Origin of the sequence: Janthinobacterium sp. SUN206, assembly GCF_030587305.1 — a bacterium.
In the GTDB taxonomy this organism is placed as follows: domain Bacteria; phylum Pseudomonadota; class Gammaproteobacteria; order Burkholderiales; family Burkholderiaceae_D; genus Janthinobacterium; species Janthinobacterium kumbetense.
Genome location: NZ_JAPWIB010000004.1, coordinates 187,545 through 200,326, shown reverse-complemented (window position 1 = coordinate 200,326; position 12,782 = coordinate 187,545). Strand labels below are relative to the sequence as shown.

Here is a 12,782-nt window from a genome sequence, read left to right as displayed (position 1 = left end):
TGATATCAGTTCGCGCCTTTCGGCTTGAGCCCGGGCGCGCCGCCGGCCGCATCGGGCGGTGCCAGCACCAGGTCGTGCGGATACGTGAAGTGCCAGTCCGCGTAGCGCTGCTTGCGGCGCAGGCTGGCGTCTTCGTCGAGAAAATTGTCCTGCTTGATGGGGAACTGCGGCGACAGCGAATGGATGCCGACGATGCGTCCCTCCTGCCGCAGCAGACCCCATTCCGCCTTGCCCGTGACGGGGTCTGCATACAGGCGCCGCAAGTGCCGCCGGGCGTTGGCAAAGCGCGGGTCGCGCAGCAGTTCCTGCAAGGTCAGTGGGTAGCGGGGCCGCCCGTCGGCCGGCGTACTGTCGTAGTAGCGGCCCAGGGCATTGCGGAATTCATGGCCGATGAACAGCAGCTCGCGCTCCTTGTCGCGCCGCGCGGCCGTGGCATGCAATTCGCTGGCCAGCACCAGGCCCACGCCCATGAAGGCTACCAGCATCAGGGTCCAGATATACGCGAAACCCCGTGCGCGGCGCTGGAAACTAGAGCTGCTCAAAGGGGATGCCCTCGCGCGTCTTGCCCTTGGCGCCGCTGCGCACGTCCGCCACGCCGCCGATTTCGCCATTGGGCGAAGGGATCAGTTGCCAGGTGGCGGCGGACTCCGTGACGGGGTCCAACGGTACGCTGCGGAAGTAATGGTGGGTCACCAGGTCGGTCAGTGCGGCCGGATACTCGCCCTTGTCGGCATAGTATTTATCCAGGCCGCTCCTGAGCACCTGCAGGTTTTCCTTCAAGGCGACCTCTTTCGATTTTTCCACTGAGCCGAAATAGCGGGGAATGGCGATCGTCAGCAGCAGCGAGATGATCGCCAGTACCACCAGCAGTTCGACCAGCGTAAAACCGCGGCGCGGATGGGAGCAGGGCATCGAAATCACCATTCCTTGAGCGGCACGCCGTTCAGGCCCACCTTGGTCGAGCGCGAAGCGACGTCGAACACGTCTTCGCCTTCGCTGGGATTGTCGGGCGGCGAGGCGTAGGCGCGCTTGCTCCAGCTGTCGGCCGCGCTGCCGGCTTCCCTGGACAGGAACGGGTCGCGCGGCAGGCGGCGTAAAAAATAGATGTTCTGCTTCGAGGGACTGCGTTGGTCGGGCACGCCCTCGACCAGCTCCTCGAGTTTTTTCGGATAGCCGGATGCGTCCAGCGACAGCTTGATGCGGCCATTGTCCGAGGCGCGCTTGTAGGTGTCGATCGCTTCGCGTATCTCGATCAGGGCGCTGCGCAACTCCTGTTCCTTCGCCCTTTGCTGCGCCACCTGCGCCATCGGCACTGCGACCGTGGCCAGGGTCGCCATGATCGCCAGGGTGATCATCAGTTCGATGAAGGTAAAGCCCCGCTGTTTCACTGGCCACCTCACTGGCCACCCTTGACAGTGGCCTTGTCGCCTGCCGCTGGCGCCTCGTCGCCGCCCGTCATGGGCGAGCCGCTGCGTGGGACGGCCTGCTCGGGCGCAGCGACGGCTTCGGGGCTGCCGCCCACGCTGGCGCGGCCGCCCACGGATGCTTCGGTGCCGGAATTGAATTCGGCCGTCATCAGATCCGGGCGGCGGATGCTGCGCAGCAGGCGCGGCGTGATCGACAGCACGATTTCGCTGCGCATGGCGTCGTCCTTTTGGCTGCCGAACAGGCGGTTCAGCACGGGCAGTTCGCCCACGCCCGGCACCTTGTTGGCCGTGCCCCGGTCTTCGTCGCTGATCAGGCCTGCCAGCACCTGCGTCTCGCCATCCTTCAGGCGCAGCACCGTCGAGGCGCTGCGCGTGCCGATCTGGTAAGCCTGCGTGCCCGTCTTGCTGATGACTTCCTTGACGACATTCGACACTTCCAGGTTGATCTTGATGGCCACTTCGTCGTCCAGGTAGACGTTCGGTTCGACGTCGAGCTTCAGGCCCACATCGATGTAGTTGACGCTGTCGGAACTGACGCCGTTATTCGTCGTGACGGTAATGACGGGCACGCGGTCGCCGATGAGGATCTTGGCCTTTTCCTTGTTGCGCACGCGGATGCGCGGATTGGCCAGGATATTGCTGTCGCTGTCCGTCTTGTTGGCGTTCAGGGTGACGCCGCCGATGCCCAGGTTGATGTTGTCGCCATTGATGCGGTGCAGGTCCGCCACCTTCAAGCCACCCAGGCCCCCCGTGCTACCTGCGACGCCGGCCAGTGTCAGGCTGGCCTGGTCGGGCCAGCGCACGCCCAGTTCCATCAGGCGCGTGCGCTTGACTTCCAGCACTTCCACCTCCAGCATCACTTCCGGGTCGGCCAGGTCCTGCACGTTGATGATGCGCTCGGCCATGCGCACCATTTCCGGTGTATCGCGCAGCATGATGATGCCCAGGCGTTCATCCGTGACGACGTCCTTGGCCTTGAGCAGGGTCTTGATGGAAAACGCCACTGTCTTGACGTCCGCATTGGCGAGAAAGAAGGTGCGCACCACGAGCTGCTGGTAATCCTTCACCTTTTGCGGCGTGTTCGGGTAGATCGTGATCGACTTGTCGCTGGTGACGCTTTGTTCCAGCTGATTCGCGCCCAGCAGCATGGCGATCGCCTCTTCGATGCTGGTGTCGCGCACGGAAATGGTGGCGCGCAGGGCCGGGTCGACTTCCTTGTCGAAGACGAAGTTCAGGCCCGACACCTTGCTGAGAAGATCGAACACGGAGCGCAGCGGCGCGTCGCGAAATTCCAGGGTCACGGGTTTGCGGTAGGCGGCCGCCAGCTTGCCGCCGGCCGGCCGCGCCTTCGCCTGCTCGTCGCCGATGCGGCTTTTCAGGGCCAGTGCCTCGCGCTGTGCGGGGCGTTCCTGCAGCACCTGGCGCAAGGCTTCCTGCGCCTGCGCGACATTCGCTTCGCCGCCGCGCTGGTAGCTGGCCTGCGCTTCCTGCACCAGCTTGCGATGCCGCTCATCCTGCGCCACGCCGGCCAGGCCCCGCTGCGCCACGTCGTTGCTGGTGTCCAGCGCCAGCGCCTGCTGGTACAGCGCTTGCGCCTCGGGTAGCTTGCCTTGCTGGCGCAGCGCTTCGGCGCGGCCGTTCAGGCTGTTCAGCGCGCGCATCCTGCCGTTCGTGACGGCGATGCGGTACTTGGCGTTGGTCGGCTCGGCTTGCGCCGCCTGTTCCAGCAGGGCCAGGCCCTGTTCCGTGCGGCCCGCGCCCAGCATGGCCTGGCCATCGTTGTAGGCCTGGTTGCCGGCGCAGGCAGCCAGCAGGGACAGCATCGGGAGCAGGGTGATGATAGTACGAGACATACGTGCGGCGCGTCGTTTCAATTGAGGTCCCCTACGGCGAGTGTCTGTTTCAGGTTGAGCGGCAGATAGGTAAATTGCAGTGCGCCCTGCACCACGCCGTCGAAGCGGTAGCGTTCTTCGAGCGTGTCGCCGGGGCGCGCCACCACGTTGCGTTCACCCGCTTGCAGGAAGTAGGCAGCCTTGCCTTCGTCGACGAAACGGCCAAGGAATTGAAAGGGCAGTGGCGGCGGTGCGTTCGCGTCGACGGCGGCGACAGCGCGCGTGGCCTGCGCCGCCTGCTGGTCGAGCATGATTTTTTTCGGCGTATCGGGCTGCCAGCTTTGCTTGGCGAACAGGGTGGCCGCTTCGTCGTCCTCAAGCGCACGGCGCGGATGGATGGCCAGCGCGCGCCCGGTTTGCGGCGCGGCGACTGCAGCGAGAGGCGCGACCGCCACCCGTTCCACCTGGCGCGTGGTGGCCGTGGCCGGTCCCACGATGCTGCCTTCATCCTCGGGCGCGAAGAGGGCTGCCAGCAAGGTGGCCATGGCGGCGCCTCCCAGTACGACTTTCTTCATCGGCGTACCTCCGCCTTTTTCACCAGCAGGATGAACTGGATACGCGCGTCGATCTCGCCCGCCTCGATCTGCTCTCGCTTGAACAGCACGGAGTCGAGCGTCAGGGTGGGCAGCGCCTGCAAGGCGTCGACGATGAACGTTTGCAGCTGCGCGTATTCGGCTTTCACGGGCAGGGTGATCTGGTAGCGCAAAAAGGCCGTGTTGCCGTCTTCCTGCGGCTTGTAGTCGGCCTTGGCCAGGGTGACGCCGCTCTTTTGCGCCACATCCAGCAAGGTTTTCAGCTGCTCGGGAATGCTGTCGTGCGCGGGCAGGTAGGCGTGGAAAGCGGCCAGGCTGTCCGCATCGGCATCGAGCGCGATTGGTGCCGGCGGCAGCGCCGACTGTCTGGCCGCAGCGGCCAGTTGCGTCGCCAGTTGCTGCTGGCGCGCGGCCAGCGCATCGCCTTGCTGCATGGCGAAAGCGGCCAGCGCCAGGCAGGCCGCGCCGATGGCGCTGGGCCAGCCCAAAGTACGCCACAGCCGTTGCGCTTCCCACCGCAGGCGCGGCGGCAGGCGCAGTTGCAGGCGCGGACGCGCCACGGGCGTGCTGGCTTTCAGCACGGATTTTATTGCCGCCATTGCGCCTCCAGCTGAAAACGGTACGGGTGTTCGGGAGCGTTCGCATTCATCTCGTGTTTGAGCAGGTACACGGAACTGAACATGGGCTGCTGGTTCAGGAAGGCCAGGTAGTTGAGCATGTCCTGTGGCGTTTCCGCTTCGGCGGCGATTTTCAGGACGCTGGCGCCATCCTGTCCCTGCTGCGCGTTCAGGTCCAGCCCCAACAGAGCCACGCGCACGTCACGCGGAGCCTGCACCGTTTTGACCAGGCGCGTGACGGGCAGGTTGAGCTGGCGCACGGCGACGGCCACCTGTTTCAGTTCGCTGTCGCGTTCGCGCTGCTGGGTCGCCGAGAGGGGGGCGCGCACGGGATGCGCGGGCTGCAGCTGGGCCAGTTGCGCTTCCAGGCGCCGCGTTTCCTGCGCCTGCACCAGCCAGTACACGGCGGCCGGCAGCAGCATTAAGCCGCCCGCCAGGCACAGGGCCAGACGCCAGCCGCTGAATGTCTGCACTGCACCGGGCGCCAGCAATTCCAGGCGGCTCAGGCCCATGCAGCCTCCCGCATCAGGTGGGCGGCGCCGGCCACGGGGAGGGGCTGAAAGCGCGCCGGCAGCGCATCCTGCGGCACGCCGCTCAAGTCGAGCAGCGCTACGTGTTCGATGGCCTCGAGCTGCGGCGCACGCAAGTTCCAGCGCCGCCACGCCCGATCCAGTTCGTCGCCCCAGGCGGCGCCGCAAGACTGGCTATGCAGACCCGTGATGCGCCCGCTGCTTGCCGTTGCCAGCAGCAGCCGTCCCCCTTCCACCAGGGCGAAGGCGGCAGGCTTGTTGCCGGCGATACTGCGCCAGGCTGGCCCGACGATGGGTTCGATGGACAGGCAGCGCCGGCCATGCGCGGCGGCTGCATCCTGCACCCCTTGCAGCAGGGCCGCATCGACGCCGCAGGCCAGGCGCGGCTTGCCGTACGGCGCATCGTCGGCAGCGAGGCGCCAGGTGCGCGCGCTATCGCCGTAGACGGCGGCGAACTGGCTGTGCAGGAAGCGCTGCGCGCTGGCCCGGTCGAGCAGGGCGCCGCTCCACGGCACCATCAGCATGGCGCACCAGCGGCTGGCCAGGCTGACGGCCAGCGGCAGTTTTTTTTCATTGTGCTGTTCGAGCCAGCCGCGCAGGGCGGCCAGCGCCACTTCCCAGCTGGCGTCGGGATTCAGGATGGGCACGTGAAAAGCGCTGTCCGTTACGGGACGGCCGGCGCGGCGCAGCACGCCGTCCAATCCGTGCGGCGCCAGGTGCAGGCACAGGGTGGCGCGGGTAAGGCGTTCAATAAGTGACACGATTGAGCTCCGCTAAAGTGGTTTCGCCGCGCCGCACCAGGTCCAGGCCCGCTTCGCGCGCCAGGCGAAAACCGTTGCGCGCCGCCTCTTCCTTCATCTGGCTCAGGGGCGCGCGCGTGCAGATCATTTCGCGCATCGCATCGCTGAGCATCAGGACCTCGGCGACGGCCTTGCGCCCCTTGTAGCCGGTGCCGCGGCAGTGGCCGCAGCCCTTGCCGGCCATGAATTGCCAGTCCTGCACCTGGTGCAGGGCCAGGCCGCTGTCGCGCAGCTGCTGCGCATCGGCCAGCACCTCGGCGCTGGCGTCGACGGCGCAATGGGCGCAATTGAGGCGCAGCAGGCGCTGCGCCACGATGCCGTTCAGGGCCGCCGCAAAGCTGTAGGCGTCGACGCCCATGTGCAGGAAGCGGCCGACCACATCAAAGACGTTATTCGCATGCACGGTGGTAAACACCAGGTGGCCCGTCAGCGCCGCCTGCACGGCGATCTGCGCCGTCTCGTCGTCGCGGATTTCGCCGATCATGATCTTGTCGGGATCATGGCGCAGGATGGAGCGCAGGCCGCGCGCGAACGTCAGCCCCTTTTTTTCGTTGACGGGGATCTGCAGCACGCGCGGCAAGCGGTATTCGACGGGGTCCTCGATGGTGACGATCTTGTCGCGCCCCGTATTGATTTCCGTGATGGCCGCGTACAGCGTGGTGGTCTTGCCGGAACCCGTGGGGCCCGTCACCAGCAGCATGCCGTGCGGCTTGGCGGCCAGGCGCCGTATCTGTTCGATGGCGTCCTCGTTCAGGCCCAGGCTTTCCAGGCGCAGCGCCTGCGCCGCCTCCGTCAGTGCGCGCCGGTCCAGCAGGCGCAGCACGGCGTCCTCGCCAAAGATATTGGGCATGATGGAGACGCGGAAATCGATCTCCGCCCCTTTCACGCGCACCTTGAAGCGGCCATCCTGGGGGATGCGGCGCTCGGCGATGTCGAGGTCGGCCATGACCTTGATGCGCGAGATGATCTGTTCCGCCATCGCCAGTCCCTGCACCTGGCCCGCCTGCACCAGCACGCCGTCGACGCGGTATTTGATGACCAGGCTGGCCACGTCGCATTCGAGGTGGATGTCGCTGGCCTGAAATTTCAGGGCGTCGTAGATGGTGGAGTTCACCAGCTTGACTACCGGACTGCTGTCCTCGCTGATGCGGATCAGCGAGATGTCTTCGATGCTTTGGTCGAGTCCTGGAACGTCACCCCCGTGCTGTATTTCCTGCATCGCCTGCTGCACGCTTTCCTGCTGCAGCAAATAGGCGGCCAGGTCGTCCGGATGGGCCAGCGCCACGGTGAAGGGCGTGGACAGGGCGAAGTCGGCCCACTGCAGCAGGTCTTCGCTGAAGGGATTGCCGATGACAAGCACGGGCGGTGCGCCGGGGGCGCCCGGCTGCAGCAGCACGCAGTCGCGCTGGGCGCAATCCGTGTAGGGCAGCAGGGCAAAGGCGGGCATGGCGGCCTGCAGTTCGGCCATCGTCCACGCAGGATAGCGGAACAGGGCGGCCAGCTGGCGCAGGAAGACTTCGGGCGGCAGGGCCGCCGTTTCCTGCAGCACGGCCATCTGCGGGCGGCCCTGTTCCAGTGCGCTGGCGTGGGCGCGGCGCAGCATGGCCGCATCAAGCACGGCCCGTTCTTCGTCGCGTGCGTTCATGGCATGACCTTCACGATAACGTTCACGATAAGCTCCCGGCCAGTTCAAAGATCGGCATGTACATCAGCACCACCACGCCGCCGATGACGACGCCGATGACGGTCATCAAGAGCGGCTCGAGCAGGCGCGAGGCCCAGTCCACCCAGCGGGCGAATTCCTCGTCGTGGAACTTGGCCGAGCGTTCCAGCATGTCGCCCAGGCGGCCCGTGTTTTCTCCCACTTTCAGCAGCGATTGCGCCACGGGCGTGGCCATGGCGGCGTGTTCCAGCGCGGTGGAAAACGGCATGCCTTCCTGCACCGCGCGGCGCGCCTGCGCCAGCTGCTCCTGCTGCGCCGGCAGCAGCATGGGGGCGACCATGGCCAACGCCTTGTGCAGCGGGATGCCGGCGTGCAGCAGCAGGCTCAGGGCCCGGTAGAAGCGCGCCAGGCGGAATTCCGCCGCCTTCCCGGCCAGCACGGGCAGGCGCAAGAGGCGCAAGACGAGGGCCCGGCGCGCACCGGCATTGGCGATGCCGAAGACCACGGCGCCAACGGCGGCGGCGAGCGCCGTGGCACACAGCAGCGGATGCGCGGCCAGGGTCTGGCCAAAACCCAGTAGCATTTGCGACATCCACGGGATTTCGCGGCCCGAGCTTTCGTAGACGACGCTGAACTTCGGCACCACGTAGCCGAGCAGGAACAGGGTCACCAGACCGCCGACGACGAGCAGCATGCACGGGTAGATGGCGGCGGAAATGAGTTTTTTACGGATGGCGTCGAACTGCAACTGGTAGCCGACGAAGCGCGCCAGCGCCTCGGGCAGGTTGCCCGAGCGTTCGGCCGCATGCACGGTGGCGATGTAAATGTCGGGGAAGATGTCGGGGAAACCGGCCAGGGTGTCGGAAAAGCTTTGCCCTTGCTGCAGGGTGAGCACGATGGCGGCCAGGGTGGCCTTGGCGCCCGCGCGCGTTTCCTTGTTGTGCAGGGTGGCCATGGCCTCGCCCAGGTTCAGGCCCGCTTCGAGCAGGGCCAGCAGCTCCTGGCTGAATTGCAGCAGGGGCAGGCCCTGCTTGCCAGGGCGCGGCGCGACGCCAGCCTCCTGCGCCGCGCCATCGTCGACGGCCAGCACGCGCCAGCCGCCGCGCACGGCCGCGCGGATCGCCTCGGCCTCGCTGGCGGCGTCGATGGCCAGCGCCTGGCTGCCCGCCGGGCCCTGCACCTGGAGGTGAAACTGCATGGCCGCGTCAGGCGAGCATGGTGGCAGGCGTAAAAATGGACAGGCTGGAATGGGGGAAAGCGCGTGCGGACAAGGTCGAAGTAGGCATCGGTCAGGAACAATCCAAAAAAAGTTCAATTCGTCGCGGGTACCGGCAGCAGGCAAGATGCAATCACTGCCTCAGGGTAGACTGTAATTGCCAGAAAATCAATCGTGCTGTGCGGGCAAGCCTTGTATCGATGGCTTGCCCGCATGTTCAGCCGCTTACTGGGTAACCAGGCTGACCTTGTCGATCACGAACGAGGTTTGCAGCGATGCGTCCTCGGTCGCGGCGAACGAGATCTGCACGGTCTGGCCCTTGTAGGCGATCAGGTCAAACGTACGGATCTGGTAGCCGGCTGCCTTGTTCACGTTCGAATACGTGGCCAGGGTACCCAGCACCGTGCCGGCGCTGTTCTTCACGGTGACGACCAGCTTGTCGTACACGGTATTGCCCGTTTCAGCCGTGTCGATGTGCAGCGCGAAGCTCAAGCTGGCGGACGTGGCGGCGGCCGGAATGGCCACGCTTTGCGTCAGCGACTCGCTGGCTGTGGCGCCATTGCCGCCCAGCCAGGCATACTGCGTGCCTTCGTATGCGGTTTGGCCCGTGAAGGTGCCGATAGCGCCCGTGGTGCCGCTCCAGCCCGTGGCGCCGGACTCGAAGCCGCCGTTCGTCACGCGTTCGGTGGCGCTGCTCGTGCCCACCGTCAGCGTGGCGTTGTTCGACGTGGCCGTCACGGCGGGCGAGGACGAATCCGTCACCGTGGCCTTGAACACGGCGCCGCTATCGGCCGCCACGGTCGTGAAGCTGTAGGCAGGCGACGTGGCGCCGCTGATCACGGCGCCGTTGCGGTACCACTTGTAGGTGTACGGTGCCGTGCCGCCGCCCGCGCCCACGGCGAACGAGGCGGTGGCGCCCGGTGCGACGGTGATGCTGGCCGGCTGGCTGGTGATGGTCACCGCGCCGCCCGTGGTCGATTCATCGACGTCGGCGCCCACGTTGATGGCCGCATAGGCGCGCTTGACGGCGATAGCCTCGGCGCTACCCACGCCATACAGTTCCTCGGCTGCCTGCAGCACCTTGTTGCGCGCGTCGGCATAGTTGGTCGACGAGGTGAACTTGGTGGTGGCGGCCTTGAACCAGATGCGGTAAGCCTTGTCGCTGCCGATACCGGTCATGGCCAGCGGGCTTTTGTTCAGGTACGAGCTGTAGTAGTCGCTGCTGGACGTGGAGTTCGAACCCTGCGACAGGAAGTAGAACATGCGGTTGTTCGGGCCGCTGCTATAGTGGACGTCGAGGTTCTTGATGGTGCTGCTCCACGCATTCGGGCTGCTGCCATCCTTGCTTGGCTTGTACAGCCAACGCAGCGGCTGGCCATTCTTGGCGATTTCCTTGCCCGTCATCCAATCGTTGCCCGTGTTGGGGATGCTGGTGCCCGTGCCGCCGGCGCGCGCATAGGCTTCCACCATTTCGCCGGCGATGTCCGAGCTCGATTCGTTCAAGCCGCCCGACTCTTGCGAGTAGATCAGGCCCGAGGTGGCGTCCGTGATGCCGTGGCCCATTTCGTGGCCGATCACGTCGATGGAACCGAGGTTGTTGAACGAGCTGCCGCCGTCGCCGATGTACATGCACTTGCAGCTGCTGTCGTAGTAGGCGTTGTCGTAGGCCGTGTTGACGTGGGCGGCGATGTGGGTGGCCGTGTTGTTGCCGTCCAGGCTGGACCAGCCCAGCACATTCTTGTGCGTGTCGTAGGTGTTCATCAGGCCCCACATCGCGTTCACGGCCGCCGTCTGGCCGTTGGCGTTGGTGGTGCTGCCGCCGTTGATGTATTGCTGGCCGTCGCCCCAGGTATTGCTGGTGCTGCTGTACACGCTGCCCGAGGTGGTGCCGTGGTTGGCATTCGTGATGGCCATGCCGCCGAAGCTGCCGCCGGTACCGCGGCTGGGGTCTTTCATGGTGTAGTTGCTGCCCGTGAGCGTGGTGTTGAGCGGTACCTGGCCGTTGTACTGGCTGTTGCCGATGCCGGCCACGGTTTTCAGGGCTTTCCACTGGCGCAGGATGCGGCCATCCTTGGCGCTGACGACGGTGTCGTAGTAGACGGGCTTGTTACCGCTGATCATGCGCGTCTGCACCAGGTAGGCCAGCTCGTAGTGGTCGACCACGTCCTGCACGTCAAGGGCGTTCAGCGCGGCTTCCGACTTGTTCTCGGCGCCGGCCACGCGCACCGTTTTCATCACGGGGTAGATCAGCAGTTGCGCATGCGGCGGCACGTGGTCGACGGCCGGCACGCCGATGCTTTTTACGGCGGCGGCGATGGCGGCGGCGGCGCTGACGGCCGGCGTGGTGTCGATATCGGTGGTGGCGCTGCGGGTGACGGAATTGACGCCGCCGCTACCGAGGCCGGAAGCGCGGTCCGACACGGATTCGCTGACGATGTCGCCGGCGTTGTTGCTGACCACGACCGTCTCGGAACCGAAGACGGGCAAGCCCTTGTAGGTGTGCTGTACGCGGCTCACACGCGTGCCGCTGACGCCCGGATGCTGGGCGCCGACGGCAAAGCCATGCTCGGTATTCAGGCCGCGGCTGCGTGCCTGCGCGGCCAGCTTGTTGACCAGGCTGGCGTTCTCTTGTGGAGAGGCCAGGCTGACCGGGGCGGCCATCAGGGTCTGTGGCAGCGGCGAGGCGGCATCTGCCGTGGTGGCCATCAGCGGCAGGGCGGCGATGGATGCGGCAACTATCGTCAAACGTAAATTCATTTCTGCTCCATGGTATCGGTTAAGGAAATGGTGAATGAGCTGGCCGCGATGCCTGATGGCCACCCCGGCGTGCCTGGCGGCGGGCGGATAGCCTGCCGTTTTGTGGTGGCATGACGCCGGGTAGGGGGACACTAAACTTGTCGAGATCGCCATGTCAAAAAATTCAAGAAATGGGTCACTACGCGAATTTTTGTTAAGAATTGAACATTTATCAGCCCTGTATCGTTGGAAAGTTTGATCTACCACAAGCTGCAACTTTTGTTTTGGACTACTTCCCCTAATGGAGCGCTCTGTTGGAAAAACACTGTTGCATTTTTTAAATGTTGCGATCTACACTAGCTCTTCATGTGGTCCCCAGCGGATCACGCGAAGACAAAAAAAGCGCACGCGGCAATGACCGCGTCCAGATACAGCGCATCGGGAAAAAAATCGGGAGTTTCACATGACGTCAGTTCTGTTTTCTGCTGTTGGTTTCAGCCATTTCCCCTCTGGAGCGGCATTCATGCTGCATCCGCCTTCCTAGCCGCCGTTAACCGGCCCTTCCCCCGCGAGGGGGGCTTTTCAGAGAGTCCGACCGCGCCGCCCGGTGCGGCCGCTGGCGCAGTGCATCCTTTTTTCAGGAAGGGTTGCCGGCTCCTGGTGCGTGCACCGGAATCACCGGCCCGACGAACTATGCTTTCGATAGCGACCAAAGTGGAACAGATCGTGATGGAATCGGCCTTTCTCAGCGAGGGACTGGGCCGGGGCTTGCTCAACCTGTCGGAACTGGCGCGCCAGCTGCAGCCGCAATTGCAGAGCGACTTATGGAAACCGGTGGGCCAGGCCGCCGTGGTGATGGCGCTGCGCCGCCTGGCCGAACGGATGCCGCAGCAGAAAAGCGGCGAGATCGTGCTGGCGCACCGTGCGGGAGAACTGTCCACGCGCAGCGAACTGATGATTTTTACCTACCGTTACTCCGACCAGACGTATGCCTGCCAGCGCCAGTTGCTGGCGCTGGCCGCGCCCCAGCGGGGCACGTTCATTACCGTCACGCGCGGCGTCAACGAGGTGATGGTGATCTGCAGCCGCAGCCTGCATGCGCTGGTGGAAGAGGTTTTCGGCGAAGAGCAGGAGCTGGCGCGCCTCGAGCGCGTGACGGCCGTGACCTTGCACCTGGCGCCTGAAACCTGCTATACGCCGGGCGTGTATCACGCCATCCTCAAGCGCCTAGCGTGGGAGCGCATCAACCTGATCAACATCATCTGCACCTACACGGAGCTGACCTTGCTGCTGGAAGCATCGCAGACGGGGGCCGCCTTTGCCGTGCTGTCGAAAATCGTCGCCCAATGAAAAACGCCCCGCTGCGGC

The 12,782-nt window shown here is 65.3% G+C and carries 12 protein-coding genes; 1 reads left to right on the top strand and 11 read right to left on the bottom strand.

The features are described 5' to 3' along the window. Positions 1–5 precede the first annotated feature (5 nt). From O3300_RS21515 to O3300_RS21465, 11 genes are all read right to left on the bottom strand, one after another. On the bottom strand, positions 6–542 hold the full coding sequence (locus O3300_RS21515; RefSeq protein WP_305054064.1) for a type II secretion system protein: 537 nt from the start codon (positions 540–542) through the stop codon (positions 6–8). Beyond that, on the bottom strand, positions 529–912 hold the full coding sequence (locus O3300_RS21510) for a type II secretion system protein (protein WP_305054063.1): 384 nt from the start codon (positions 910–912) through the stop codon (positions 529–531). Before O3300_RS21510 ends, O3300_RS21515 begins: the two co-directional genes overlap by 14 nt. Positions 913–917: 5 nt before the next feature. Continuing rightward, a complete protein-coding gene (locus tag O3300_RS21505; protein ID WP_305054062.1) occupies positions 918–1,388 on the bottom strand; it encodes a type II secretion system protein in 471 nt (156 codons plus the stop codon). Positions 1,389–1,396: 8 nt separating this feature from the next. After that, positions 1,397–3,280 carry a secretin and TonB N-terminal domain-containing protein gene (locus tag O3300_RS21500; RefSeq protein WP_305054061.1) on the bottom strand — a complete coding sequence of 628 codons (1,884 nt, stop codon included), beginning with the start codon at positions 3,278–3,280 and terminating at the stop codon, positions 1,397–1,399. A gap of 17 nt (positions 3,281–3,297) precedes the next feature. Beyond that, positions 3,298–3,834, bottom strand: coding sequence for a hypothetical protein (locus O3300_RS21495; protein WP_305054060.1), 537 nt, complete (start codon positions 3,832–3,834; stop codon positions 3,298–3,300). Further along, a complete protein-coding gene (gene pilO / locus O3300_RS21490; RefSeq protein WP_305054059.1) occupies positions 3,831–4,451 on the bottom strand; it encodes a type 4a pilus biogenesis protein PilO in 621 nt (206 codons plus the stop codon). Before pilO ends, O3300_RS21495 begins: the two co-directional genes overlap by 4 nt. After that, on the bottom strand, positions 4,439–4,981 hold the full coding sequence (locus O3300_RS21485) for a hypothetical protein (protein WP_305054058.1): 543 nt from the start codon (positions 4,979–4,981) through the stop codon (positions 4,439–4,441). The genes pilO and O3300_RS21485 overlap by 13 nt, the downstream gene beginning before the upstream one ends. Beyond that, positions 4,972–5,760 carry a hypothetical protein gene (locus tag O3300_RS21480; RefSeq protein ID WP_305054057.1) on the bottom strand — a complete coding sequence of 263 codons (789 nt, stop codon included), beginning with the start codon at positions 5,758–5,760 and terminating at the stop codon, positions 4,972–4,974. The genes O3300_RS21485 and O3300_RS21480 overlap by 10 nt, the downstream gene beginning before the upstream one ends. Beyond that, positions 5,747–7,444: a GspE/PulE family protein gene (locus tag O3300_RS21475; protein WP_305054056.1), complete on the bottom strand. Its 1,698-nt coding sequence runs from the start codon at positions 7,442–7,444 to the stop codon at positions 5,747–5,749. The genes O3300_RS21480 and O3300_RS21475 overlap by 14 nt, the downstream gene beginning before the upstream one ends. Positions 7,445–7,466: 22 nt before the next feature. After that, on the bottom strand, positions 7,467–8,660 hold the full coding sequence (locus O3300_RS21470; RefSeq protein WP_305054055.1) for a type II secretion system F family protein: 1,194 nt from the start codon (positions 8,658–8,660) through the stop codon (positions 7,467–7,469). Positions 8,661–8,903: 243 nt separating this feature from the next. Then, the gene (locus O3300_RS21465) at positions 8,904–11,435 is read right to left on the bottom strand and encodes a M4 family metallopeptidase (RefSeq protein ID WP_305054054.1); all 2,532 of its coding nucleotides are present in this window, start codon (positions 11,433–11,435) and stop codon (positions 8,904–8,906) included. A 672-nt stretch (positions 11,436–12,107) separates the two neighbouring features. Here O3300_RS21465 and O3300_RS21460 point away from each other — a divergent pair. Then, positions 12,108–12,764 carry a hypothetical protein gene (locus tag O3300_RS21460; RefSeq protein ID WP_099666466.1) on the top strand — a complete coding sequence of 219 codons (657 nt, stop codon included), beginning with the start codon at positions 12,108–12,110 and terminating at the stop codon, positions 12,762–12,764. Positions 12,765–12,782 lie beyond the last annotated feature (18 nt).